Source organism: Dysosmobacter segnis, from assembly GCF_014297285.1.
Classification (GTDB): Bacteria; Bacillota; Clostridia; order Oscillospirales; family Oscillospiraceae; genus Oscillibacter; species Oscillibacter segnis.
This window is the reverse complement of sequence record NZ_JACOQI010000003.1, coordinates 155032-180015: the sequence shown is the minus strand read 5'-3', so window position 1 is coordinate 180015 and position 24984 is coordinate 155032. Positions and strand designations below refer to the sequence as shown.

Genomic DNA, 24984 nt, shown 5'->3' with positions numbered 1-24984 from the left:
GCTATAATTATAATAGAAAACTATTTGAATCCGGGAGGTGACGGTATGGGCAGAATGTCCCATAGGAATCAGGAACGCACGGAGCGGCGGATCTCCGCAGCGGCCAGTCTGATGCTCTGCGCCCTGACGGTGCTGGCGCAGATCGCGGTGACCCTTCTGCTGACCCGTTTCCTGAAAGAAAAGGCTAGCTTTGTGTATGGCTTCCTCCAACTGATCGGCGCGGTGGTGGCCATTCGGGTTTACCAACGCAGCGGCAGCCCATCCTATAAGCTGAGCTGGATGTGTTTGCTGCTGATTTTGCCAGTGGCAGGTATGCTCCTGTTCTGTCTATGGGGCGGCACGCATCAGGCCAAGCAGCTGAGTTTGAAGCCGGTGCCGCCGATCCCCCAGCGGGAGAGCGCAAAAATGCTCAGCGACCTGAATCAGACCGCCCTGACCCGCCGCAGCCCTGCGTGGGGCCGCTTGGCCGCCTATCTCCAGAAGCGGCAATTCTGGCTGTACCGCAATACGGACGCCGCCTATTTCGGTGAGGGGGAGTCCTTCTTCCGGGATCTGGTGGAGCATCTGCGGCAGGCGGAGACCTATATCTTCATGGAGTACTATATTTTGGCGGAGGGGACTGTCTGGGACGAGATCTTCGCCGTATTGAAGGAACGTGCCGCCGCCGGGGTGGAGATTCACCTGATTATCGACGATTTCGGCACCTTGACCCGTCTGTCTGACGGGACGCTGCAAGCCATCAAAGATGCGGGGATCGAGGTGGAGATCTTCAACCCCGTCCACCGGTATATCAACCGCCTGTACTTCAATTACCGTGACCACCGGAAGATCACTGTTATCGATGGTTATGTGGCCTACGCCGGCGGTATCAACATCGGAGACGAGTACGCCAACCGGATCGAGCGCTTCGGCTACTGGAAGGACAGCACCGTTCGCCTGACGGGGGACGGGGCCTGGGGCTTTGCTGTGCAGTTCATGCAGATGTGGAAGATGCTGGGCCGTCATTTTCCCAACGAGGACGATTACTACCGCTCCCGCCGGGAAGGTCCGGCGGTGGAGGGCTTCTGCCAGCCCTTTGAGGATGGGCCGCTGAATAACCCGGACAATCCGGTGGAGGCTGTCTATCTTCAGCTCATCGCCTCTGCCAAGCGGATGCTGTATATCACCACGCCGTATTACGCTGTGGAGGAATCCATCCAGGAGGCGCTGTGCATCGCGGCGGACGCCGGGGTGGATGTGCGGCTGATGATCCCCGCTATCCCGGATAAAAAACTGGTGTATCTGGTGGCGGAGACCTACTGGGGTGATCTGCTGCGCCACGGCGTCAAGATCTACAAATATACCCCCGGCTTTGTCCATGCCAAAAGCGTCATGGCGGACCGGGAAGCGGCCCTGATCGGCAGCACCAATATGGACTACCGCAGCTTCCAGCTTCACTATGAGGACGCGGTGATGCTCTACCACATGCCGGTGATCGAGGAGCTTTTGGAGGATATGGACCACATCGTGGAGGACAGCCAGCTTTATACACTGGAGGACTGGGAGAACCGCCCGTGGCTCCGGCGGATGACGGCGTCCATTTTGAAATTAGGAGCCATCTGGCTGTAACAGTAAGAGAGGATCAAAACGTATGTCCCGGGAACTGACACCGCAGGAGACTGCCGAACGCAGTCTCATCAAAACCTATCGCAAATCCATCTGGAACCCCTTTATCGCCGCTGTGAAGCGGTACGAGCTGATTGAGCCGGGGGACAGGATCGCCGTGTGCATCTCCGGCGGCAAGGACTCCGTGATCCTGGCCAAGCTGATGCAGGAATTGCAGCGCCATACCTCTCAGCCCTTTGAGCTGGTCTTTATGGTGATGGACCCCGGCTACAAGCCGGAGAATCGAAAACTCATCGAGGATAACGCCGCCCTGCTGGGGATTCCCATCACGATTTTTGACAGCGACATTTTCGATGTCACCGTCAGCGTGGAGAAGAACCCCTGCTATCTCTGCGCCCGGATGCGCCGGGGCTTCCTGTATGCCAAGGCTCAGGAACTGGGATGCAACAAGATCGCGCTGGGCCACCACTTTTCCGACGTCATCGAGACCACTGTCATGGGCCTGTTCTACGGCGGACAGCTTCAGGCCATGCCCCCCAAGCTCCGCAGCAAGAATTTCCCCGGCATGGAACTGATCCGGCCCCTGTACTGCGTCCACGAGGACGCCATCATCGCATGGAAGAACTACAACCACCTGCAATTCCTCCAGTGCGCCTGCCGGTTCACGGAGGAGCGGGAGGCAGCGGGGGACGGCGTGGGCCGCAGCAAGCGGCAGGAGATCAAAATGCTGTTGCGGGAGCTGAAAAAGACGAATCCCAACATCGAAAAGAGTATTTTTCAGGGGATCAACGGCTTGCAGTTGGACACCTTCCCCGGCTTTAAGCACCGTGGCGTGTTCCACTCCTTCCCGGAGCTGTACAACCACCCGGATTGGTTTGCCGGAGAGACGAAATCGGAAGAAATTTCGGAAGGACTCTAAAATAATCCTTGCAATTTGACAGATTCTATGGTATTCTATCATGGCTTACAAAGGGCGGTCCTCTGTCGTGCGCCGGCTAAAAGTGTGCCAATGTGCATAAAAAGCGGCATGAACGCCTATTAACAGGAGGAAAAAATCCATGGATCTCATCAAGGAACTGAACAAAGAAGCCCTGCAGAAGGAAACCGCCAACGTTCAGGTGGGCGACACTGTTCGCGTACACGTGAAGGTTAAGGAAGGCTCTCGCGAGCGTATCCAGGTGTTTGAGGGCACCGTCATTGCCAAGAAGCATGGCGGCATTGAGGAAACCGTCACCGTCCGCCGTGTTTCTTACGGCATCGGCGTTGAGAAGGTGTTCCCCGTCCATTCTCCTTCCATCGACCACTTTGAGGTCGTCCGCAACGGTAAGGTCCGTCGCGCCAAGCTGTACTATCTGCGTGGCCGCGTGGGCAAGGGCGCCAAGGTCAAGGAGAAGCTGTAATCAGCTTTCAGTTGAGCAGAAAAAGAGAGGCGAAAGCCTCTCTTTTTTTGTTATAAAAATCTGACGCAGACCTTGTGACGCCGGGCTTTTTTTGATATACTATTCCAATAATGCGTAATTGGCCTTATGGTCTGAAAGGAAGAGTTTGATGCAGGAACAGGAAAAGCAGACGGCGAAGGGCCGGGACCTGTATGAATGGGTGCAGTCGCTGGTAGGCTCCGTTTTGGTGGTGGTGGCGATTTTCACCTTTGTGATCCGCATGATGGGAGTGGACGGCCACTCCATGCTCAATACGTTGCAGCACGGGGATCGTCTGCTGGTGGTCAACTCCATGCTGTACCATAACTACAAGTACGGCGACATCGTGATCCTGCGGAAAAACGGCGTGTTTGACGATGACCCCATCGTCAAGCGGGTGATCGCCGTGGAGGGTCAGACGGTGGACATCGACTTTGCCGAGGGCATCGTCTATGTGGACGGTGAGGCACTGGAGGAGGATTACATCCGGGAGCCGACCTACACCGCCGAGGGCACCGAATTTCCCCTGACGGTGCCGGAGGGGTCCATCTTCGTCATGGGCGACAACCGCAACGGCTCCAGCGACAGCCGGGACTACCGGCTGGGTACGGTGGATACCCGGTATGTCATCGGCAAGGCGGCCTTTTTGATTTTCCCCGGTCCGGACTATGAGACGGAGAAGCGGGACTTTAAACGGATCGGAGTGATTTGGTCATGAATATTCAATGGTATCCCGGCCACATGACAAAGACCCGGCGGATGATCGCCGAGCAGATCAAGAATGTGGACGCGGTATGCGAAATCTTAGACGCCCGCATTCCGGTTTCCAGCCGGAACCCGGATGTGGACGAGCTGACGGCGGGGAAGCCCCGCATGGTGGTGCTGAACCGCGTGGATCAGGCGGACCCGGAGGGGACGAAGCGCTGGGCGGAGCATTTCCGGGCCAAAGGCTACGCCGTGCTGGAATCCGACGCCAAAAGCGGCGTGGGCACGGCGAAATTCGCCGGGGCCGTTCGGGAACTGCTGGCGGACAAGCTCCGCGCCTACGCGGAAAAGGGGATGACCGGCCGGGTAGTGCGGGTCATGATCCTGGGTATTCCCAATGTGGGCAAGTCCACCTTCATCAATAAAGTGGCGGGGCGAAAGACCGCCAAGACGGAGGACCGTCCCGGCGTTACCCGCTCCAAGCAGTGGGTGCCTATCGACCGGAATTTAGAATTGCTGGATACACCGGGCATCCTCTGGCCGAAGTTTGACGATCAGAGCGTGGGTATGAATCTGGCCTACACTGGCGCCGTGAAGGACGATATTTTAGACGTGGAGACTCTGGGCTGCTACCTGATGGCCTATCTGGGCGAGCACTATCCCGACGCCCTGAAAGCAGCCTATAAGCTGTCCGCTCTGCCGGAACGGGAAGCGGAGAAAAATGACATAGCCTACGGCTACCGCCTGCTGGAAGCGGCAGGGAAGAAGCGGGGCTTTCTGATCTCCGGCGGCGAGGTGGATACGGAGCGCATGGCAAAGATCCTGCTGGACGAGTTCCGCTCCGCCAAGCTGGGACGCTTTACGCTGGAGGTGCCTTGACGAAAGGAGAAACGCCGATGGACTGCCCATTATGCGGAAAAGAAATGCGCCGCGGTCAGGCGGCTTACGTTCCCACCGGCGGCCTGTATTTCCTGCCGCCGGGAGAGACGCTGCCCTGATGATGACACGGCGTGGGATCGAGGACAGAGGCGGCATTGTGTTGGATATGTGCAGCAGTCTGGGGTGGCTCAGAAAACCGGGAGCGCTCCCAGCGTATATTTGCGAAAATTGCCGCAAGATGATCGTGGAGTATTGATATGGAACTTTGGGACTATGAGCGTCAGGCGTGGAACAGCGGTGCGGAGACCGTCTGCGGCGTGGACGAGGCCGGGGCCGGCCCCCTGATGGGGCCGGTGTACGCGGCGGCGGTGATCCTGCCGAGAGAATTGGACATCCCCGGCCTGAATGACTCCAAAAAGCTGACGGAGAAAAAGCGGGAAGCCCTGTACGAAGTCATCACCACTCAGGCGGTTTCCTGGAGCGTGGCCCGTGTGGAGGCGTGGGAGATCGACGAGATGGACATTCTCAACGCCCGGATGCTGGCCATGCAGCGGGCCATTGAGGGCCTGTCCGTCCGACCGGATACGGCTTTCATCGACGGCAATCGGGACCACGGCAGCCGGTACGCCATCGAGACGCCCCATCAGCTCATCGTAGGCGGGGACGGCAAAAGCGCCTCCATCGCGGCGGCGTCCATTCTGGCGAAGGTCAGCCGGGACCGGTATGTGTCGGGAAAGCTGGACGCAAAATATCCCCAGTACCAGTTCGCTAAGCATAAGGGATACGGTACGAAGCTGCACTATGAACTGCTGGACCAGTACGGTCCCTGCCCGGAGCACCGGCGCAGCTTTTTGAAAAAGTGGGAGGCCAAACGCCATGGGTAAGACCCAGAGCGCCGGGAACCGGGGCGAGGCGGCGGTGGCCCGCTATCTGCGGCAGAAGGGCTACACGCTGCTGGAAAGTCAGTGGCGCTGCCGGTTTGGAGAATTGGATTTAGTGGCAAAGGACAAGCGAGGGCTCCTCTGTATCGTGGAGGTCAAGCTTCGGGGGAGCGGCTCCATCGCCCTGCCCCGTGAGTTTGTGGACGGCCGCAAGCAGCAGCGGCTCCGCAGTGCCGCAGAGCTGTATCTGGCGGCGAACGAGCTGGACGTACCGGTCCGGTTCGACGTGGCGGAGGTTTATGACGAGGGCGGCAGCCTCCGCATTTCCTATATTGAAAACGCATTTATTTAGCCTCATAAAGGAGGAGACCGATATGAAGTATTACAGCACGCGGGATAAGAACGTGTCCCTTTCCGCGGCGGAAGCCGTGAAAATGGGCCTGAGCCGGGACGGCGGTCTGCTGACCCCAACGCGGATTCCTCAGATCGACCGGGCCTTTTTGGAGCGGCTGATACCCATGGAGTACGCCCAGCGGGCGGCGAAGGTCATGGTACTGTACCTGACGGATTATTCCGAGGAGGAGCTGCTGACCTTTGGCCGGAACGCCTACGGCCCGGCGCAGTTTGACGATCCCATTGCCGCGCCGGTGCGGAAGGTGGAGGACGGCCTATATTGTCTGGAGCTGTGGCACGGTCCCACCTCCGCGTTCAAGGATATGGCACTGCAGATGCTGCCTCAGCTTTTGTCCGCCGCACTGCGGAAAACCGGCGAAAAGCGGACAGCCTGCATTTTAGCGGCCACCTCCGGCGATACCGGCAAGGCGGCCATGGCCGGCTTTGCGGATGTGCCCCAGACGTGTATTCAGGTCTACTACCCCAAGGACGGCGTCTCTCCCGTGCAGGAGCGGCAGATGGTGACGCAGGAGGGGGAGAACGTGGACGTCCGGGCGGTCATCGGCAACTTTGATGACGCCCAAGCCGGCGTTAAGCGTATCTTCTCCGATGAAGCTGTCCGGGCGGAGCTGGACAAGCGGGGTTATTTCCTGTCCTCTGCCAACTCCATCAACTGGGGCCGTATCCTGCCCCAAGTGGTCTACTACATCTCCGCCTACTGCGATCTGGTGCGGGACGGCGCTCTCACCATGGGGGACAAGGTGAACTTCTGCGTCCCCACCGGCAACTTCGGCGACATTCTGGCAGCGTACTACGCGAAGCGCATGGGCCTGCCGGTAAACAGGCTGATTTGTGCCTCCAACAGCAACAACGTGCTGACGGACTTCCTCCGCACCGGCATCTATGACCGGAACCGGCCCTTCCACACCACCATCAGCCCCTCCATGGACATTCTGATCTCCAGCAATCTGGAACGGCTGCTGTTTGACCTCTCCGGGGAGAACGACGCCGAAATTCGGATGTATATGGATGCGCTGGGCAGCGCAGGCCGGTATCAGGTGTCCGACAACATCAAAGCAAAGCTGGACGATGCCTTCTGGGGCGGCTGCTGCTCGGAGGAGGGAACGGAGGAAACCATCCGCCGGTATTGGCAGGACTACGGTTATCTGATCGATCCCCATACCGCTGTGGCGGCGGAGGTGCTGGCGCAGTACCGCGTCGCTTCCGGGGACGAGACCCCTGCCGTGGTGGTCTCCACTGCCAGCCCTTACAAATTCTGCGGGAGCGTGCTCACCGCCATCGGGGAGACGCCCTGCGGCGATGGGCTGGAGCTGCTGGACCAGCTTCACGCGGTCAGCGGCGTCCCGGTGCCCTGCCGTCTGGCGGAGCTGAAAGGAAAGTCCCGCCGCTTTGACAAAACGGTGGAGAAGCAGGCCATGGAGCAGGCGGTGCTGGACTTCCTGAAATAAGTCATCTGAAAAACAACATCGGAAAGGAGGTGCCACCGAATGGCGCTTTACGCCATAGGCGATCTGCATTTATCCCTAAACAGCAACAAGTCCATGGAGGTGTTCGGCCCCGCGTGGGAGAACTATACAGAGCGGATCCGGGCGTCCCTGAGCCAGCTGACGGCAGAGGATGTGCTGGTGCTGGCGGGAGACACCTCCTGGGGAATGAGCCTTGAGGAATCCGTGGAGGATTTCCGGTTTCTGGAGCAGTTTCCCTGCAAAAAATATCTCATCAAGGGCAACCACGATTACTGGTGGGCCACCGCCGCCAAGTTCCGCACCTTTTGTGAGGCCAATGGCTTCACCACCCTGGAACTGCTGCACAACAACTGCTTTTTCTACGGCAATCACGCCGTCTGCGGCACCCGGGGCTGGTTTTTGGAGGAGGAGCAGAAGCCCCACAATGCCAAGGTGCTGAACCGGGAGCTGCTGCGGCTGGAGACTTCGCTGAAGGCGGCGGGGGAGAAGCCCATCTTCTGCTTCCTCCACTATCCACCCCTGTATCAGGGCTACCAGTGCCCGGAGATCCTGTCCATGCTGGAAACGTACAAGGTGGAGCTTTGCTGCTACGGCCATCTCCACGGACCGGTGATCCGCCGGAGGCAGGAGGGAAAATACGGAAATACGGAATTTTCTCTGATCTCCGGCGACTATCTGGGGTTTGTGCCGAAAAAAATTTGCGAAAAGTAGAAAAAAGACTAGAAATCTTGAAATATTTCTGGTAAAATACAAATTTGCATGGGCTGCTGCCTATGAGGATGGGTTTTACCGCCCATGATGAACGGAGGAGTAAACAATTATGACTGTCAAGAGCTGTGAAAAAGTTGAAAAGAGCCAGGTGGCGCTGACCATCGAGGTCAACGCCGCTGAGTTTGAGGCTGCCGTCGAAAAGGCATATCAGAAGATGCGCCGGAAGATCAGTGTTCCTGGCTTCCGTCCCGGAAAGGCCCCCCGCAAGATGATCGAGCGGATGTATGGCGCAGAGGTGTTTTTCGAGGAAGCCATCAATATCGCATTCCCCGAGGCCTATGAGGCCGCTGCTGAGCAGGAGAAGCTACAGATCGTTGGCTATCCCACCGTCGAGATGGTGGGCGAAGTCACCAAGGACGGCTTCACCTTCAAGGCTACCACCCCTGTGTATCCCGAGGTCACTCTGGGCGAGTACAAGGGTCTGAAGGCTGAGAAGCCCGAGGTCAAGGTTCTGGCCGCTGACGTGGACGAGCGCCTCAAGGCCCTGGCTGACCGCAACACCCGTCTGGTGAGCGTGGACCGCGCGGCCAAGAGCGGCGATACCGCCGTCATCGATTTCGAAGGCTTCCTGGATGGCAAGCCTTTCGATGGCGGCAAGGGCGAGAACCACAATCTGGAGCTGGGCTCCGGCAGCTTTGTGCCCGGCTTTGAGGATCAGGTCATCGGCATGAAGGCCGGCGAGGAGAAGGACATCGACATCACCTTCCCCGAGAACTATCACGCTGACCTGGCCGGCAAGGCTGTGGTCTTCAAGGTGAAGGTCCACGAGGTCAAGGAGAAGGAAGTCCCCGCTATGGACGATGAGTTCGCCAAGGACGTCTCCGAGTTCGACACTCTGAAGGACCTGAAGGCCGACCTGAAGAAGAAGATCACCGAGGAGCGTCAGAAGGACGCTGACCGCGTGTTCGAGGAGAACCTGATGAACCAGGTGGCCGAGAACATCACCGCCGACATCCCCGATGTGATGGTGGAGAACCAGGCCCATCAGTATCTGGACAACTTCAAGGCCCAGATCAGCCGTCAGTTCCCCTATGAGGAATACAAGAAGATGACCGGCATGGACGATGCCAAGCTGCTGGAGGAGGCCAAGGAGCCCGCTCTGCGTCAGGTGAAGATGGATCTGGCTACCGCCGCCATCATCAAGGCTGAGAACATCGAGGCCAGCGATGAGGACGTGGAAGCCGAGTTCGCAAAGATGGCTGAGCAGTTCGGCATGGATGTGGAGATGGTCAAGAAGTATCTCTCCAAGGAGCAGGTCCACGATCAGATCTTGACCCAGAAGGCTGTGGCCGTGGTGGTGGACAGCGCTACCGCCGAGAAGCCTGCCAAGAAGACCGCTAAGAAGGCTGAGACTGCCGAGGGTGAGGAGAAGAAGCCTGCCAAGAAGACCACCAAGAAGGCTGAGACCGCCGAGGGCGAGGAGAAGCCCAAGAAGGCTCCCGCTAAGAAGGCTGCCAAGAAGGAAGAAAAGGAAGCCGAATAAAGGCGAAACTTTTTCGCGGCGATCACGGTACATTTTACAGATTCGACACATTCTCTCATGGTACCCGTGGTATCATGAGAGAATGGTTTATCAGGCACGATTTGCGCTGTAAATGTGCCGCGTTACAAAAGGAGGTCAACTTATGAGCTTAGTCCCTTATGTTGTAGAGCAGACCAACCGCGGCGAGCGGTCCTACGACATTTTCTCCCGTCTGCTGAATGACCGGATCATTTTTCTGGGCGAGGAGGTCAACGCCACCACCGCCAGCCTGGTAGTGGCCCAGATGCTGTATCTGGAGGCCCAGGATCCGGATAAGGACATTCAGCTTTATATCAACAGCCCCGGCGGCTCCGTGACGGACGGCATGGCCATCTACGATACCATGCAGTACGTCAAGTGCGACGTGTCTACCATCTGCGTGGGCATGGCTGCGTCCATGGGAGCTTTCCTGCTGTCCTCCGGCGCCAAGGGTAAGCGGATCGCGCTGCCCAACGCCGAAATTATGATCCACCAGCCCTCCGCAGGTACGCAGGGCAAGGTCACGGACATGGAGATCGACGTGGAGCACTTCCTGCGGATCAAGAAGAACCTGAATGAGATCCTGGCGTCCAACACCGGTAAGACCGCCGAAGAGGTCAAGGCGGCCTCCGAGCGGGACCACTGGATGACGGCTGACGAGGCCAAGGACTTCGGTCTGGTGGATAAGATCATCACTGCTAAGAAGTAAAAGAGGTAATACCATGAGTGACGAAGGCAAAAAGGTCCTGCGCTGTTCCTTCTGCGGAAAGCGGGAACAGCAGGTCCATCGTATGATCCAGGGCCCCGGCGTCCGCATCTGCGACGAGTGCGTGCAGCTTTGCATGAGCATTCTGAACGAGGGGTTCGACGGCCCGGAGACCACTCCCTTGGAGGACGTCCCCGATCAGCTGCCCACCCCCAAGGAGATCCGGGCGGTGCTGGATGAATATGTCATCGGACAGGAGGCCGCCAAGGTAGCGCTGTCCGTGGCGGTCTACAATCACTATAAGCGGATCTATTTCGGCGGCGGCGACGATGTGGAGCTTCAAAAGAGCAACATTCTGATGCTGGGCCCCACCGGCTCCGGCAAAACGCTGTTCGCTCAGACTTTGGCCCGTATTCTGAAGGTGCCCTTCGCCATTGCCGACGCCACGACCCTGACCGAGGCCGGCTACGTGGGCGACGATGTGGAGAACATCCTGCTGCGGCTTTTGCAGGCGGCGGATTTCGACGTGGAGCGGGCCGAGCGGGGCATCATCTATGTGGATGAGATCGACAAAATTGCTCGCAAGAGCGAAAACACCTCCATTACCCGGGACGTTTCCGGCGAAGGCGTGCAGCAGGCGCTGTTGAAGATTGTGGAGGGGACTGTGGCCAACGTGCCGCCTCAGGGCGGCCGGAAGCACCCCCATCAGGAGTTCATCCAGGTGAACACCAAGAACATTCTGTTCATCTGCGGTGGCGCCTTTGACGGCCTGGAAAAGATCATCGAAAAGCGGCTGGACGAGAAGGCTATCGGCTTTGGTGCCAATGTCCAGAGCAAGAAGGAAAAGAATGTCAGCCAGCTTTTGGCTCAGGTGCAGCCCCACGATATTCTGAAATTCGGCATCATCCCGGAGCTGGTGGGCCGTCTGCCGGTGATCGCACCGCTGAACGCCCTGCAGCGGGAGGACTTGGTGCGAATTTTGCAGGAGCCCAAGAACGCGCTGGTGAAGCAGTACAAGAAGTTGCTGGAATATGATGACGTGGATCTGGAATTCACGGAGGACGCCCTGAACGCCATCGCCGACAAGGCCATTGAGCGGAACATCGGCGCCCGTGGCCTCCGGGCGGTCATGGAGGGCCTGCTGACCAAGGTCATGTACGAGATCCCCTCCGACGAGACTGTTGTGAAAGCGGTGGTCACGAAGGAATGTGTGGAAGGCACGGCGGAGCCGGAACTGACCCACGATCCCAACAAGATCAACTATTCCGTGAAGCTGAACCCCGGCAGAAGTGAGAGCCGGAGCGAGTCCGGTACGTCGAAGTCGGCGTCCTGACGGCCCTTTTGGGTATAACACGGGGGAGGGGCAGCGCCTCTCCCCCTCTTTGAACTCTCCAGAGAGGAGCAATTTATGGAAGCGAACACCTTGAATCTTCCCGTTCTGGCCCTTCGGGGCCTGACGGTTTTCCCTCATACGAACCTGACATTTGACGTGGAGCGCCGTATTTCCATCAAGGCCCTGGAAGTGGCCATGGAATCCGGTCAGGAGATCTTTCTGGTGACCCAGAGAGAACTGAACACGGATCGTCCGGGGGAGAAGGACCTTTACACCATGGGCACCATTTCCCGGGTGACCCAGATCCTGCGGCTGGGAAAAACCTCCCTGCGGGTGATGGTGGAGGGCGGACGCCGGGCACGGCTGCGCCGCCTGTGGCAGACGGAGCCTTATTTGCAGGGCCACGTGGAGGTGGTGGAGGAATCCGCTGCCGTGAGCCACGGTCCGAAAACCGAGGCCCTGCTACGGCAGACCTGGGGCCTGTTCCAGGATTATGCCCATCTGGCAGGCAATGTGGCCGAGGAGGTCACCGCCGCGGTGCTGGACTGCCAGGAGCCGGGGTATCTGGCGGATTTTATCGCCCAGAATACGGCTCTGCGGTATGACGATAAGCAGGCAATTCTGGAAGAACTGTCTCCGCTGGTGCGGCTGCGGAAGCTGAACGGCTTCTTAGCCCGGGAGCGGGATGTGCTGGGCTATGAGCGCCAGATGGAAGGCAAGGTCCGGGATGAGCTGGCTCAGCAGCAGAAGGAACAGATCCTGCGGACCCAGATCCGGGTCCTGCAAAACGAGCTGGGCGAGGACGAGGACAACGAGATCGAAGAATACCGTCAAAAGCTGGCGGAACTGAAATTAGAGGACGAGACCCGGGAGCATCTGGAAAAGGAGATCAACAAGCTGGCAAAGCAGCCCTATGTCAGCGCGGAGGCTTCGGTGATCCGGAACTATCTGGACGTGTGTCTGGAACTGCCCTGGGGTACATATACGAAGGAGCGTCTGAATGTGGACGCGGCCCGGAAGGTGCTGGACCGGGATCACTTCGGTCTGGAAAAGGTGAAGGAGCGGATTTTGGAGACCATTGCCGTCCGGCAGATGAATCCGGAGGGGAGGGGGCAGATCATCTGTCTGGCAGGCCCTCCGGGCGTGGGAAAGACCTCCATCGCCCTGTCCGTTGCCAAGGCGCTGAACCGGAAGCTCAGCCGCATTTCTCTGGGCGGCGTCCGGGACGAGGCCGACATCCGCGGCCACCGGAAAACGTATATCGGCGCTATGCCGGGCCGCATCGTGGAGGCCATCAGCCGCAGCGGCGCTATGAACCCGCTGCTGGTGCTGGACGAGATCGATAAGCTCAGCGGCGATTACCGGGGCGATCCCGCCTCCGCGCTGCTGGAAGCGCTGGACAGCGAGCAGAACCACGCCTTCCGGGATCACTTCCTGGAAATTCCGCTGGACCTCTCTCAGGTGATGTTCATTACCACGGCCAACTCGCTGGATACGATTCCCCGGCCCCTGCTGGACCGGATGGAAGTCATTCAGCTTTCCAGCTATACCGATGAGGAAAAGCTGCAAATTGCCAAGAATCACCTGCTGCCCAAGCAAATGAAGGAACACGGCCTGAAGAAGGGCAGCCTGCGGATCGACGAGGAGACCCTGCGGGCCATCATTCGCGACTACACCCGGGAATCCGGCGTCCGCCAGCTGGAGCGGCGGCTGGCTGCCGTCTGCCGAAAGACGGATATGCAGCTGCTGTCAAAAACTGTAAAGCGTGTTACCGTTACAGAAAAGGACCTGCCGAAGCTGCTGGATATGCAGCCCTACCCGCCTACGGTCCATGTGGAGCAGGAGGAGATCGGCGTGGTGAACGGCCTTGCGTGGACGGAGGCCGGCGGCGAGATTTTAGAGGTCGAGGTCAGTGTGATGGAAGGCTCCGGCAAGCTGGAGCTGACCGGTAATCTGGGCGACGTGATGAAGGAGTCCGCCCAGGCTGCTCTGTCCTGCCTGCGGAGCCGGGCGGAAGCGCTGGGGATCGACCCGGACTTTTATAAGACCAAGGACATCCACGTCCATTTCCCAGAGGGAGCGGTGCCCAAGGACGGCCCCTCCGCCGGTATTGCCATGGCTACAGCGCTGCTGTCGGCTCTGACCAACCGCAAGATCAAGGCGGGAATCGCCATGACCGGCGAGGTCACGCTGCGAGGCCGGGTGCTGCCCATCGGCGGCCTGAAGGAAAAGACCATGGCCGCCAAGCGGTACGGCATCCACACGGTACTGATCCCCAAGGACAACGCCAGAGATCTGGAAGAGATCGACCAGACCGTCCGGGCGGCGCTGCGGTTCATACCGGTGGAGACGGTAGATCAGGTGTTTGCCGAGGTGTTCTGCCCTTCCAGAGTGGAGACAAAAGCCGACGCGATCCCCGCATTTTTGCCGGTGGAAAACAGTAAAGAAGCAGCCTTACGGCAGTAAAGGGAGGGACGTATGCCTCTGAATTTCAACAAAGCGGAGTTTGTGCGCTCCGCCGGAGAGCCCAAGGACTTCCTGCGGGACGGTTTGCCCCAGTTTGCCTTCGCGGGCCGCTCCAACGTGGGAAAATCCTCGGTGATCAACCGGCTGGTGGGCCGAAAGAATCTGGCCTATGTGGGCGCCTCGCCGGGAAAGACCACCCATATCAACTATTTCCTCATCGACCAGAAGGCGTATCTGGTGGACCTGCCGGGATACGGCTATGCCAAGGTGTCCCGCTCGGAAAAAGAGCGCTGGGCCCGGCTGATGGAGACCTATTTCCAGCGGGAGGCGGACGCCATCACCACCGGTGTTCTGATCGTGGACATCCGGCATAAGCCCACGGCCAACGATCTGGTCATGCACGACTGGTTCCGCCAGACCGGTTGCCCGGAGATCGTGGTGGCCAACAAGCTGGATAAGCTGAAAAAGAGTCAGGTGGAACCGGCACTGGAGCTGATTCAGGAGACGCTGGAACTGACGGAGCGGGATATTCTGATCCCCTTTTCTGCGGAAAAGGGCAGCGGAAAGGACGAATTGCTCCGCCTGCTGGTAGATGCCTGCCGCGGATAAAACAAAAAGTATGGACGGGGCCCATTAACGGGAACCGTCCATGCTTTTTTTGCTGAGATCGCCGGCAAATTGATGAGCAAGTGTATTTTAGCTCATTATATGATCAAGGAAGCGTTCCGGGATAACCGGAACGCTTCCTTTTTGAGAGAGGGATAATAGGGAAGGATAATAGGGAATGTAGGAGGAACGGAGGTTTAGCCCTCGGCCAGCTTCTTGTACTTGGCGTAGCGGGCCTTTACGTCTTCAACTTCCTTGGCATACAGGGCGTCGGCCTTGTCGGGGAAGTTGTTTTTCAGGGAGGCGAAGCGGTTCTCGCCCATGAGGAAGTCCATCACCTTGCTGGTGTCCGGCTCCTTGGAGTCCAGCTGGAAGGGGTTCTTGCCCTCGGCGATCCGGCGGGGATCATAGCGGTACAGATGCCAGTAGCCACACTCCACAGCCTTCTTCATCTCGTCCTGAGAGGTGCCCATACCGGCCTTGATGTGCTGCTCCAGGCAGGGGCAGTAGCAGATCACGATGGAGGGACCGTCATAGGACTCAGCCTCACGCAGAGCCTTCAGAGTCTGGGCCTGGTCAGCGCCCATGGCCACCTGGGCGACGTACACATAGCCATACTGCATCAGCATGGCACCCAGATCCTTCTTGGCTACCCGCTTGCCGCCGGCGGCGAACTTGGCCGTAGCGGAGGTGGGGGTGGACTTGGAGGACTGACCGCCGGTATTGGAATACACCTCGGTATCCAGCACCATCAGGTTCACGTCACGGTTCTGGGCCATCACATGATCGATGCCGCCGTAGCCGATATCGTAAGCCCAGCCGTCACCGCCCACAGCCCACACGGACTTCTTGGCCAGATATTCCTTGTTCTCCAGAACGTACTTCACGTCCTCGGTCTGCTCCGCCTGCTCCAAAGCGGCGATCAGAGCGTCCGTGACGATACGGGAGGTCTCCGTCTTCTTCCAGCCGTTCTCATAGGCCTCCACAGCCTCCACGGCGATGCCGGCGGCCTTGATGGCCTCCAGACGGATCAGCAGCTCCTTGCGGATGGAATCCTGTGCGTGGAAGAAGCCGTAGGCAAACTCGGCGTTGTCCTCAAACAGAGAGTGCTCCCAAGCGGGGCCGTGACCCTGACAGTCCTTGCAGTAGGGCAGGATGGGGGCGCCGCCGGAGATGGCGGAGGAGCAGCCGGCAGCGTTGCCGATGTACATCCGATCGCCGAACAGCTGGCTCAGCAGCTTGATATAGGTGGTCTCGGCGCAGCCAGCGCAGGCGGCAGAGAACTGGAAGTAGGGCTTTGCGAACTGGACGTTCTTCACGCTCTTGTCATTGATAACGTCCTTCTTCAGGTAGCTTTCGTTCATGGCCACCTCGTCGAAGAGGGTCTGCTCGGGCTTCATGTCCTCGAAGGAGGTCATGGTGAGAGCACCCTCGGCGGGGCAGGCGGTCAGGCACACGCCGCAGCCCAGGCAGTCATAGGGAGAGACCTGCATCCGGAAGGAATAGGGGGAATCCTTGCCCAGACCCTTGGCGGGGACAGTCTCGAACCCGGCGGGCACAGACTTCTTCTCCTCCTCGGTCAGCAGCACGGGGCGGATAGCGGCATGGGGGCAGCACATGGAGCAGCGGTTGCACTGGATGCACTTGCTGCCATCCCACTTGGGGACCTTGGTGGCGACACCGCGCTTGGAGAACACGGAGGTTCCGTTTTCCCAAGTGCCGTCCAGAACGCCGTACTTCTGGAACACGGAAACGGGGAGCTGATCGCCCTTTTGACGGTCCATGGGCATGACGATATCCCGGACGAAGGGAGTGAGGCCCTTGGGCTCCGCGACGGGAGCGTCCTGCGCATCGGCCCAGGAGGCGGGGATCTCCACCTTCACAGCGGCGCTGACGCCCAGATCCACGGCCTGATCGTTCAGGTCCACGATTTTCTGACCGGCCTTCTTGAAGTAGGAGTTGTAGTTGTTCTTCTTCATATCCTCAATGGCCAGATCCATGGGGATGACCTTGGTCAGGGCGAAGAAGGCACCCTGAAGGATGTTATTGGTACGCTTGCCCAGACCGATCTCCTGTGCCAGCTTGGCAGCGTCGATGATGTAGAAGTTGGCGTGCTTCCGGGCCAGATCGCGCTTCATCTTGGCAGGCAGGTGCGCGTCCAGCTCCTCCACCGTCCATGGGCAGTTCAGCAGGAAGGTGCCGCCCTCCTTCAGATCCTCGGTGGTGTCGTACTTCTTGACATAGGTGGGGGCATGGACCGCCACGAAGTCAGCAGAGGACACCAGATAGGTGCTGAGGATGGGCTCATCGCCGAAGCGCAGGTGGCTCTGGGTCAGGCCGCCGGACTTCATGGTGTCGTAGGAGAAATACGCCTGCGCGTACTTGCCGCCCACGAAGCCGATGGTGGAGATGGCGTTCTTGTTGGCGCCCACGGTGCCGTCGCCGCCCAGACCCCACAGCTTGCAGCTGATCTGACCGGGATGGGCCAGCTCGATCTCCTTGTAGTCCAGAGAGGTATAGGTCACATCGTCATTGATGCCGATGGTGAAGCTGTTCTTGGGGGTCTCCTGCTTCAGGTTGTCATACACGGCAATGATCTGACCGGGGGTGGTGTCCTTGGAGGAGAGGCCGTACCGGCCGCCCACCACGCGGATATCGCCGCGGCCAGCCTGATTCAGAGCGGTGACAACATCCAGATACACAGGCTCGCCCACGGAGCCGGTCTCCTTGTTGCGGTCCAGCACGGCGATCCGCTTGCAGGTGGCGGGGATGGCGGCGGCGAAGTGCTTCACGGAGAAGGGACGGAACAGGTGGATCTGCACCATGCCAACCTTGCGGCCCTGAGCGTTCAGGTAGTCCACGGTCTCCTTCACGGTCTCGCTGGCGGAGCACATCACCACGATGACTTCCTCCGCGTCGGGCGCGCCGTAGTAATTGAACAGCTTGTAATCACGGCCGGTGAGCTTGTTGATTTCGTCCATGTAGTGCTGGACGGTGTCGGGCAGGCTGTTGGCCTTGACGTTGGCGCCTTCCTTGCACTGGAAGTAGACGTCGGGGTTCACGTTGTTGCCCCGGTTGGTGGGATGCTCAGGGTTCAGGGACTGATGGCGGAAGGCCTGCAGGGCCTCCTGATCCACCAGACCACGGAGATCCTCATAGTCCAGAGCCTCAATCCGCTGCATCTCGTGAGAGGTGCGGAAGCCGTCGAAGCAGTGCATGAAGGCATACCGGCCGCTGATGGCGGACAGATGAGCCACGGCGGCCAGATCCATTGCCTCCTGAGGGCAGGAGGACATCAGCATGGCATAGCCGGTCATACGGCAGGTCATGAAGTCCGTATGGTCGCCGAAGATAGAGTGATGGTTGGAGGTCACCACGCGGGATGCGATGTGCATGACGCTGGGCAGGAACTGGCCGCCCATGGCGTACATGGCGGGGATCATCAGCATCAGGCCCTGAGAGGAGGTGAAGGTGGTGGTCAGGGCGCCAGCCTGCAAGGAACCGTGGCAGGTGCCGGCAGCGCCGGCCTCAGACTGCATCTGGATCACGTCCACCGTGGAGCCGAACAGGTTCTTCTTGCCCTTGGCAGACCACTCGTCCACCTTTTCCGCCATGGGGGAGGACGGGGTGATGGGGTAGATGGCCGCCACCTCGGTAAAGGCGTACGCACTGTACGCGGCTGCCGTGTTGCCGTCCATGACTACGTAATTTTTCTTCATACGCAAGATCCTTCCTATCTTTCTTATCTGAATATGCTGTTTTTACATATATAGGCACCATCCGCAGATGGTAACACATGAAGGTCAGAAAACCAGTCTGCAATTCTGAATACGGCAGCTCTCTTCGATCAACTGCCGTTTTTTCAGAAGCAGCTGGGTGATCTGCTGCTTTTTTTCATCGGTGTACCGGAACTTGGGAGTGGTTACACTGATGGCCGCCTTGACCTGACCGTTTTCAGCCAGCGGGACTGCCACGCAGCAGATCTCAGCGGTGGATTCCTCGCTTTCATAGGCAATCCCGGCGCTGCGGATGTCCTGAAGCGCCGCGATGAGGGTATCAAGATCCATAATGGAGTTTGGCATGTAGGGGAAGAAGCGGTATCCCGCGTAAAGCTGCCGGACCTCATCGTCCGTCAGGCCTGAGAGAAGCGCTTTGCCCAGACCGGTGACATGAGCGGGAAGGTGGTGGCCTACATCGCTGATGATGGAGATGATGGCGTGGCCCTCCTCTTTTAAGAGGTAGTGCACATCCTGCCCTACCAGCACACCCATCTGGCAGACTTCGTCTACTTGGGAGACGATGCTGTGCATTTCACTGCGGATAATGGACAGAGCGTTCTGACCGCTGGCGTAGGACAGCCCCAATTCAAAGGTATGGGGACCGATCTTGTAGAGACTGCCGTCCGTCATAACGTAATTGGTGGCAGCCAGTGTTTTCAGAATGGGGGAAATGGTGCCCTTTGGCAGGTCCAGCAGATTGGCGATCTCCGACAGGCTCAGACCGCCGGAATTGGCGTCGATCAGCTCCAGAATCCGGAGGACCCGCAGGGTTGGATTGTGATATTCCATGAAGGTGGACTCCAATCTTTCAGAGCTGTGTCCCGCAAGGCGGTAGTGGTTGAATAAAAAGTCTTTGCTGTTCGGATATATGAACGCATAACGAATATCCGAAACTCTACTGGTAAAATAGCACAGATACCCGCCTTTGTCAAGGGGTTAACTATGGAATTTGAGATCAAAAATGCTGAATTTCGGTAAAAAAACGCGCAAGAGGTAAGAATTCGTTCCGACAGCGGAAACGGGGTGGATCAGCCGCAGGCGGTGACCGTTTCAGTGAAGGCAGAGGCCCTTCTGTATGCGGCTTTTGCGGTTCTGGTGGCGCTTATATATTTAGTGGTGCAGCGCAGACCAGCAATCAGGTAATTTGGAGTTTTTCAAGACGCATAACAAAAAGCCGATGCAGCCCCGAAAGGGACCGCATCGGCTTTGAGGATCGATATGTGCGGATCAGTTTACTTGTGCAGCAGGGGAGAGAGGGGCTTGTAGATTAGGAAGCAGAGGACCACGTCCAGCATTCCCTTGAAGAAGGTGAAGGGCATATTGAAGATGGTCAGGCACTTGATGAGACTGTCGGAGGAGGGGAGAATGGCCTGATACATACCGATGATGGCGTCCAGAGGCAGACCGTAGCACACCACATAGGCGGGATACACCAGGAGGTAGTTGAAGGGTACAGACAGGACTGCCATCAGCGCGGCGCCGACAACAGCGCCGATCAGAGCGCCCTTGCGTGACTTATTCCGGGCATAGATGTAACCGGCGGAGAAGGAGAACACGCTGCCCATCACGAAGTTGAACAGCTCACCTACATAGGCGGAGGAGGTGCCGTGGAGCACGGAGAACAGCAGGTTCTTCAGGAAGGTGACCACGATGCCGTAGACAGGGCCGAGAGAGAAGGCGGCCAACAGCTCCGGCAGATCGGACACGTCCAGCTTTACGAAGGAGGGGATCAGAGCCGGGATGGGGAATTCAATGAACATCAGCAGGAAAGCCACGCCGGAGAGCATTGCGGAAATAGTCAGCTTGTGGGTGCGGCTCCGATTGGCCGCACGGGTGGAGGGGATCGCGTTGGCATTGGGTTCAGACATAAAAAATACACTCCTTTTTTCATTTGAAAACACCCTGGATGCTTTGACTTCTCCAAGGTGAACAAACGAAAAAGGAGCGCGCACAAAACGCACGGCTTTCCCGTACTCATCTTCTTCCATCCAGACTGTAACTGTTGGTCCCGGAGTTTCACCGAGTCAGCGGACACCGAAGTATCCGGTCGCGGACTTTACCGCCAGTGGGGAATCACACCCCGCCCTGAAGACAAAGATTCAGTTGTTTTCTTCGGGTGATAGTATACGACAGAAGAAACAAAAATGCAACCCCTAATTTTTGACTTTACAAAAAAGAACAGATGTTCTATAATAGAAGCGATACACTTGAGGAGGTGAGGAGATGCCTGCCAGACAGGAATCCTGCTGCTTTACCGGGCACAGACCCGCAAAGCTGCCGTGGGGCTACAACGAGAGAGACCCTCGCTGCGTCAGACTGAAGGAGCGGATCGCCGATGCGGTGCTGCTGGCCTATCAGGAGGGGTACCGGCATTTTCTCTGCGGCATGGCCCAGGGCTGCGACCTTTATTTCTGTGAGGCGGTGCTGGCTCTGCGGGAGCGTTATCCGGAGGTCACTGTGGAGGCCGCCATTCCCTGTCCCACGCAGGCGGACGCCTGGCCGGAGGCGGAGCGGGATCGCTACCGGGAATTGGTTGCCCGGTGCGATATGGAGACCATGGTCTCCGACACCTATTCTTCCACCTGTATGCAGCGGCGGGACCGCTATATGGTGGATCACGCCATGCTGCTCATCGCCGCCTTTGACGGCACCGCCGGCGGGACCCGCTACACGGTGGAATACGCCTTGCGGCGGGGAATCGAGATCGTTGATGTGTCGATTCCCACGGAATAGATGTAAAATGAAATTGCTTTACTGCGTAGATGCCAGAAGGGGGAGAAGCTCCGAAAGAGCGTGGATGGTATAGCTCGGCCGGATATCCGCCCGGGGTTCCTTCCCGAGGAGGTTGAACCAGACAGTGCGCAGCCCGGCGTTCGATCCGCCCCGGATGTCGGAGGTCAGACTGTCGCCCACCATGACGGTTTCCTCTAACCGGAAGCCGGGAATGGCGGCGAAGCAGGCATCGAAGAACGCCTTAGAGGGCTTGTCGGCGCCCATTTCCTCCGAAATGAAAATGCCTTTGAAATAGGGGCGCAGCCCAGCGTCATCCAACCGGGGATTCTGGACGGCGGCAGCCCCGTTGGAGGCGAGGTACAGGTCATACCGGGAGGAGAGATCCTTCAAAAGCTGCTCCGCACCGGGCATGAAGTCATGCTGGCGGGAGAGCAGTACCTCATACCGCTCGCTGATGGCCTTGCCGCTGTGGTCAACCCCCAGTTCCCGGAATAACTGCTCAAAGCGCTGCACCAGAACCTCGTCCCGGGTGAGACGGCCTTCCTCCAGCAGCTCCCAGTGGGCGGTATTGATGATGTGGTAGCGGTCCAGAATGGCCACCGTCGGCTCGATGCCTGCCTCCCGCAGCGTTTGGGAAAGAGCCTTGGCCTCCCCGGCGGTAAAATTCAAAATGGTGTCATCCAGATCCAAAAAGATATTCTTCAGCATGGCGGCTTCCCCTCCAACAGGTGAATTTCTGAGGCCAGTTTACCGGATTTCAACGGTTTTCGCAAGAATTTTTTCAAATGTTGCGTTTGGTTGCGGTCCTGAAATCCTGCCGTGGTGGACTTGCCCGGCGCTTTTTGGTAAAATTGGGGCAAAAGCAAGGGAGGAATTGCCTATGAATTTTTCGGAAAAGCTGATTCGCCTGCGGAAGCGGGAGGGCATCAGCCAGGAGGAGCTGGCGTCGTATTTGGAGGTTTCCCGGCAGGCGGTGTCCCGCTGGGAGCAGGGAGTTTCCCATAGTTAAAGATACCACACCCAATATCACAAACTCACGCTTAAACAATATTCCTTAGTCAACCACATACAATAGCAAATACAAAAAAGCTGGAAGCAGACTTAATTTTGCTTCCAGCTTTTCTATATTATTTAGTTTTGATGAAGCCGTTCTATAATACTTGTTTTTGCGATCTTTCGATATATGATTGCCGGAATAATAACCGTTAGCGCAATCAAAAATGGATAGATAACAAACATAGGGAAAATAACAAATTTATAAGTGAAAAACCAAATGCTATTTGAAATTGCTCTTACAATGATAACCGATACCAGAGAACCAAATACGATTGACGTAACAACTGTTCCCGCAGCATAGTATAAGCCCTCAAATGACAGCATTTTCTTTAGCTGTTTTCCTGTCATACCAATACTTTGAAGCATGGCAAGTTCTTTTCTTCGTGTAATAATGCTGGTAAGAACAGAGTTTACAAAATTTGTAATTCCTATTAAGCCAATGATAATGCTTAACGCTCCCCCTATGGTAATAATCAGAGAGGTTAAATCATTAAAGGAATTGATATACGTTTGTTTAGAGTCGTAATTCATACTCGGCTCAATGTCCTCAACATAGCTGCTCAAAAATTCCTCCATATCAGCTTCCATACCGTCAACTACATTGAATGGGAAGCTAACCAAATGAGGTTGCTCGCAAAGAGGTAAGAAAACATCCGTCGGCATATAGAACTTTGCAAATCCGGTACTTCTTATCGTATCGGTGTTTTCATTGATTAGCACCTTTGCCATAACCTTGCAGTCAAAGTTATTATCTATACTACTGGAAAGTCCGTTCATTTGTACATGATTGAAGTGAAGTGTATCGCCAACATGAATATTAGGGTCATCAATAATGTTTCCATTGTCATCAGCGGTCAGGGCATACAGTACATAGTTCCCGGATTTTAATGCTTCCCAATCAATCGTTCCCTCTATAACATCCATTGAGTTCAGTAAAAAATCATCTGCTCCATATAATTGAACCAAAGGATTTCCCTCAGCGTCTTTGTTATAATTTGAGGTAACTCCATTCTCGACAGAAAATGCTTCTTCCAAAATCTTTGTAGTATATAACTCGCCACCCTCATCAAATGCCGGATTTTGCTTAACTGCTTCAATAAAAGAAGTGGAAAGGTCATTTTTGCTGTCGCTATTTCCAAACTTAAAATTGAAGTAATCCGCAGTAGAGATGATGAAATCCTTGTTTACAAATTTCTCTACATATTTTTCCACATCAAAGCCGCTTGCAAGTGTGAATACAGTGTTGAACAATACCAAACTCAAAGTCATAGAAATAATAACCAAAATTGTACGTTTCTTGTTCCGACCAAGATTTGATAATGCCATGCGATGAATTTTGGCTCCATGTATAGACTTTTTATTAGACGTCTTTTTGCCTTGAAATGCTGTTGCGTCATTTTCGGTATAGCGGATTGCTTCAATAGGCGATACTGAACCTGCTATTTTGGCAGGCTTATTTACGCTAATAATCACTGTAACAAGTGCAAATAAAGCAGCTCCGATAAAAATAATTGGATTAGCAGTTACTTTTACTCCTGCGTCCGAAGCATAAACTGTGCCGTTCATTAAAAATGGTACTAATGCTCGTCCAACAAAGAAACCAATTAGCAAGCCGAATGGAATACCGATAAAGGAAAGTAACATAGCCTGTTTGCTGATAAGTTTCTTTATTTGTCGTTTTGTTGTGCCTAAAGTTTTAAGCTGTCCGTAGGATTGAATATCTTGAATGACAGAGATTTGGAAAATATTATATATAATCAAATACCCTGTTATCATAATTAAAAGTATGCCAACAATCCCCGAAATCAATAAAGCTGGATTTTCTAAAAAGTTACTGCCTTGATATGCAGGACTAACACGAGCGATCACATAATTGTCATCTGATGGACTTCCGCCCATAGTATCACAAGTATAGCCCGTTTCAGCAAGAAGCTGATGTAATTTTGATTCGATAGCTCCGTTTCCATGAAACATAACATAAGCGGCGACTACGCCGGAATAGTCATTATCTTCGGGATAGGTGTATGTTAAAAGTTCAGAATTATTGTCAACAAAGGCTTTAGAAACAATAAGTCGTCCAATATTACTTAGGCTGTCTGTTTCCCAAAATCCGCATAGTACAAAATTCTTTGAATATGAAATCCCTTTAATTTGATAGTCCAAAGTTACGGTTGCTCCGATTTCAGCAGGAATACCAAGTGCGTCCAGCGTTTTGGTATCAGCCATAATTTCATTCTCTGCTTCAGGACGGTGTCCCGTTGTTGGCTCATACCGTGCAAACTTCAAAGCAGTATCGTCCATAAACCACATATCAGCACGCCATTTTTCCAGTCCGGGATTATTGATATGATAAGACACTGCCTTTGTATAGGCAATCTGTTCAATCATCTCATTGCCTTTTATATTATCAAAAACCTCATCGCTTATATAATTCAAAACCGCTTGACCGTCGCCACCTTGTTTTCTGATATTTTGGTCGTGAACGGTATCTATCAAACCAGAGCCTAATGTAAAAATGGTTGTAAAGAGTATAGTAGTTAGAGCGATTGCAATAATTGCAATGATATTTCTACTCTTTCCTGCTTTGAAATAACGGTTGGATAATTTTTTGATAACAGGGCGATTGCTATTTCCAAATAAAATATCATTCATAGTTTTTGCCCCC

21 protein-coding genes and 1 riboswitch are annotated in these 24984 nt (G+C 56.0%); of the genes, 16 read left to right on the top strand and 5 right to left on the bottom strand.

Features of this window, described 5'->3' with window-relative positions; genetic code table 11:
* Positions 1-45 precede the first annotated feature (45 nt).
* From cls to yihA, 14 genes are all read left to right on the top strand, one after another.
* Positions 46-1608, top strand: coding sequence for a cardiolipin synthase (gene cls / locus H8Z83_RS05280; protein WP_187014079.1), 1563 nt, complete (start codon positions 46-48; stop codon positions 1606-1608).
* A 22-nt stretch (positions 1609-1630) separates the two neighbouring features.
* Entirely contained in the window at positions 1631-2524 is an 894-nt protein-coding gene (locus H8Z83_RS05275; protein ID WP_187014078.1) for a tRNA 2-thiocytidine biosynthesis TtcA family protein, read from the top strand.
* Positions 2525-2663: 139 nt separating this feature from the next.
* Complete coding sequence (rplS, locus tag H8Z83_RS05270; RefSeq protein WP_187014077.1) at positions 2664-3005, top strand: 50S ribosomal protein L19; 342 nt, start codon at positions 2664-2666, stop codon at positions 3003-3005.
* Positions 3006-3153: 148 nt separating this feature from the next.
* On the top strand, positions 3154-3741 hold the full coding sequence (gene lepB, locus H8Z83_RS05265) for a signal peptidase I (RefSeq protein WP_187014076.1): 588 nt from the start codon (positions 3154-3156) through the stop codon (positions 3739-3741).
* Entirely contained in the window at positions 3738-4607 is an 870-nt protein-coding gene (gene ylqF / locus H8Z83_RS05260; RefSeq protein WP_187014075.1) for a ribosome biogenesis GTPase YlqF, read from the top strand. Before lepB ends, ylqF begins: the two co-directional genes overlap by 4 nt.
* Before the next feature lie 257 nt (positions 4608-4864).
* Positions 4865-5491, top strand: coding sequence for a ribonuclease HII (gene rnhB / locus H8Z83_RS05255; RefSeq protein WP_187014074.1), 627 nt, complete (start codon positions 4865-4867; stop codon positions 5489-5491).
* Positions 5484-5840, top strand: a complete 357-nt coding sequence (locus H8Z83_RS05250) for a YraN family protein (protein ID WP_187014073.1) — start codon at positions 5484-5486, stop codon at positions 5838-5840. The genes rnhB and H8Z83_RS05250 overlap by 8 nt, the downstream gene beginning before the upstream one ends.
* Positions 5841-5862: 22 nt before the next feature.
* Positions 5863-7350: a threonine synthase gene (thrC, locus tag H8Z83_RS05245; RefSeq protein ID WP_187014072.1), complete on the top strand. Its 1488-nt coding sequence runs from the start codon at positions 5863-5865 to the stop codon at positions 7348-7350.
* Positions 7351-7389: 39 nt separating this feature from the next.
* Complete coding sequence (locus tag H8Z83_RS05240; protein ID WP_187014071.1) at positions 7390-8079, top strand: metallophosphoesterase; 690 nt, start codon at positions 7390-7392, stop codon at positions 8077-8079.
* 109 nt (positions 8080-8188) lie between these two features.
* Positions 8189-9622 carry a trigger factor gene (gene tig / locus H8Z83_RS05235; RefSeq protein ID WP_187014070.1) on the top strand — a complete coding sequence of 478 codons (1434 nt, stop codon included), beginning with the start codon at positions 8189-8191 and terminating at the stop codon, positions 9620-9622.
* A gap of 142 nt (positions 9623-9764) precedes the next feature.
* Positions 9765-10349: an ATP-dependent Clp protease proteolytic subunit gene (locus H8Z83_RS05230; protein WP_187014069.1), complete on the top strand. Its 585-nt coding sequence runs from the start codon at positions 9765-9767 to the stop codon at positions 10347-10349.
* A gap of 13 nt (positions 10350-10362) precedes the next feature.
* Complete coding sequence (gene clpX / locus H8Z83_RS05225; protein WP_187014068.1) at positions 10363-11679, top strand: ATP-dependent Clp protease ATP-binding subunit ClpX; 1317 nt, start codon at positions 10363-10365, stop codon at positions 11677-11679.
* A gap of 75 nt (positions 11680-11754) precedes the next feature.
* On the top strand, positions 11755-14145 hold the full coding sequence (gene lon / locus H8Z83_RS05220) for an endopeptidase La (RefSeq protein ID WP_187014067.1): 2391 nt from the start codon (positions 11755-11757) through the stop codon (positions 14143-14145).
* Between the two features lie 12 nt (positions 14146-14157).
* Complete coding sequence (gene yihA / locus H8Z83_RS05215) at positions 14158-14754, top strand: ribosome biogenesis GTP-binding protein YihA/YsxC (RefSeq protein WP_187014066.1); 597 nt, start codon at positions 14158-14160, stop codon at positions 14752-14754.
* A gap of 194 nt (positions 14755-14948) precedes the next feature.
* Here yihA and nifJ read toward each other — a convergent pair whose 3' ends face one another.
* From nifJ to H8Z83_RS05200, 3 genes are all read right to left on the bottom strand, one after another.
* The gene (gene nifJ, locus H8Z83_RS05210; protein ID WP_187014065.1) at positions 14949-18470 is read right to left on the bottom strand and encodes a pyruvate:ferredoxin (flavodoxin) oxidoreductase; all 3522 of its coding nucleotides are present in this window, start codon (positions 18468-18470) and stop codon (positions 14949-14951) included.
* A gap of 84 nt (positions 18471-18554) precedes the next feature.
* A complete protein-coding gene (locus tag H8Z83_RS05205; protein WP_187014064.1) occupies positions 18555-19319 on the bottom strand; it encodes an IclR family transcriptional regulator in 765 nt (254 codons plus the stop codon).
* 443 nt (positions 19320-19762) lie between these two features.
* The gene (locus H8Z83_RS05200; RefSeq protein WP_187014063.1) at positions 19763-20398 is read right to left on the bottom strand and encodes an ECF transporter S component; all 636 of its coding nucleotides are present in this window, start codon (positions 20396-20398) and stop codon (positions 19763-19765) included.
* A gap of 104 nt (positions 20399-20502) precedes the next feature.
* Positions 20503-20627, bottom strand: a riboswitch (FMN riboswitch).
* 126 nt (positions 20628-20753) lie between these two features.
* Here H8Z83_RS05200 and H8Z83_RS05195 point away from each other — a divergent pair.
* The gene (locus tag H8Z83_RS05195; RefSeq protein WP_187014062.1) at positions 20754-21263 is read left to right on the top strand and encodes an SLOG family protein; all 510 of its coding nucleotides are present in this window, start codon (positions 20754-20756) and stop codon (positions 21261-21263) included.
* A gap of 18 nt (positions 21264-21281) precedes the next feature.
* Here H8Z83_RS05195 and H8Z83_RS05190 read toward each other — a convergent pair whose 3' ends face one another.
* A complete protein-coding gene (locus tag H8Z83_RS05190) occupies positions 21282-21971 on the bottom strand; it encodes a YjjG family noncanonical pyrimidine nucleotidase (RefSeq protein ID WP_187014061.1) in 690 nt (229 codons plus the stop codon).
* Between the two features lie 172 nt (positions 21972-22143).
* Between H8Z83_RS05190 and H8Z83_RS05185 the strand changes: the two genes are divergently transcribed.
* Complete coding sequence (locus tag H8Z83_RS05185; RefSeq protein WP_187014060.1) at positions 22144-22272, top strand: helix-turn-helix transcriptional regulator; 129 nt, start codon at positions 22144-22146, stop codon at positions 22270-22272.
* A 122-nt stretch (positions 22273-22394) separates the two neighbouring features.
* Here the strand turns inward: H8Z83_RS05185 and H8Z83_RS05180 are convergent, their stop codons facing one another.
* Positions 22395-24971, bottom strand: a complete 2577-nt coding sequence (locus H8Z83_RS05180; RefSeq protein ID WP_187014059.1) for an ABC transporter permease — start codon at positions 24969-24971, stop codon at positions 22395-22397.
* Between the last annotated feature and the right edge of the window lie 13 nt (positions 24972-24984).

What these genes read in the sequence shown, in the direction of transcription:
- H8Z83_RS05230 (WP_187014069.1), top strand. Translation starts at nt 9,765, where the DNA reads ATGAGCTTAGTCCCTTATGTTGTAGAGCAGACCAACCGCGGCGAGCGG.
- clpX (WP_187014068.1), top strand. Translation starts at nt 10,363, where the DNA reads ATGAGTGACGAAGGCAAAAAGGTCCTGCGCTGTTCCTTCTGCGGAAAG.
- cls (WP_187014079.1), top strand. Translation starts at nt 46, where the DNA reads ATGGGCAGAATGTCCCATAGGAATCAGGAACGCACGGAGCGGCGGATC.
- H8Z83_RS05190 (WP_187014061.1), bottom strand. Translation starts at nt 21,971, where the DNA reads ATGCTGAAGAATATCTTTTTGGATCTGGATGACACCATTTTGAATTTT.
- H8Z83_RS05195 (WP_187014062.1), top strand. Translation starts at nt 20,754, where the DNA reads ATGCCTGCCAGACAGGAATCCTGCTGCTTTACCGGGCACAGACCCGCA.
- H8Z83_RS05240 (WP_187014071.1), top strand. Translation starts at nt 7,390, where the DNA reads ATGGCGCTTTACGCCATAGGCGATCTGCATTTATCCCTAAACAGCAAC.
- H8Z83_RS05205 (WP_187014064.1), bottom strand. Translation starts at nt 19,319, where the DNA reads ATGGAATATCACAATCCAACCCTGCGGGTCCTCCGGATTCTGGAGCTG.
- yihA (WP_187014066.1), top strand. Translation starts at nt 14,158, where the DNA reads ATGCCTCTGAATTTCAACAAAGCGGAGTTTGTGCGCTCCGCCGGAGAG.
- H8Z83_RS05200 (WP_187014063.1), bottom strand. Translation starts at nt 20,398, where the DNA reads ATGTCTGAACCCAATGCCAACGCGATCCCCTCCACCCGTGCGGCCAAT.
- H8Z83_RS05275 (WP_187014078.1), top strand. Translation starts at nt 1,631, where the DNA reads ATGTCCCGGGAACTGACACCGCAGGAGACTGCCGAACGCAGTCTCATC.
- H8Z83_RS05180 (WP_187014059.1), bottom strand. Translation starts at nt 24,971, where the DNA reads ATGAATGATATTTTATTTGGAAATAGCAATCGCCCTGTTATCAAAAAA.
- tig (WP_187014070.1), top strand. Translation starts at nt 8,189, where the DNA reads ATGACTGTCAAGAGCTGTGAAAAAGTTGAAAAGAGCCAGGTGGCGCTG.
- lepB (WP_187014076.1), top strand. Translation starts at nt 3,154, where the DNA reads ATGCAGGAACAGGAAAAGCAGACGGCGAAGGGCCGGGACCTGTATGAA.
- lon (WP_187014067.1), top strand. Translation starts at nt 11,755, where the DNA reads ATGGAAGCGAACACCTTGAATCTTCCCGTTCTGGCCCTTCGGGGCCTG.
- thrC (WP_187014072.1), top strand. Translation starts at nt 5,863, where the DNA reads ATGAAGTATTACAGCACGCGGGATAAGAACGTGTCCCTTTCCGCGGCG.
- ylqF (WP_187014075.1), top strand. Translation starts at nt 3,738, where the DNA reads ATGAATATTCAATGGTATCCCGGCCACATGACAAAGACCCGGCGGATG.
- rplS (WP_187014077.1), top strand. Translation starts at nt 2,664, where the DNA reads ATGGATCTCATCAAGGAACTGAACAAAGAAGCCCTGCAGAAGGAAACC.
- rnhB (WP_187014074.1), top strand. Translation starts at nt 4,865, where the DNA reads ATGGAACTTTGGGACTATGAGCGTCAGGCGTGGAACAGCGGTGCGGAG.
- nifJ (WP_187014065.1), bottom strand. Translation starts at nt 18,470, where the DNA reads ATGAAGAAAAATTACGTAGTCATGGACGGCAACACGGCAGCCGCGTAC.
- H8Z83_RS05185 (WP_187014060.1), top strand. Translation starts at nt 22,144, where the DNA reads ATGAATTTTTCGGAAAAGCTGATTCGCCTGCGGAAGCGGGAGGGCATC.
- H8Z83_RS05250 (WP_187014073.1), top strand. Translation starts at nt 5,484, where the DNA reads ATGGGTAAGACCCAGAGCGCCGGGAACCGGGGCGAGGCGGCGGTGGCC.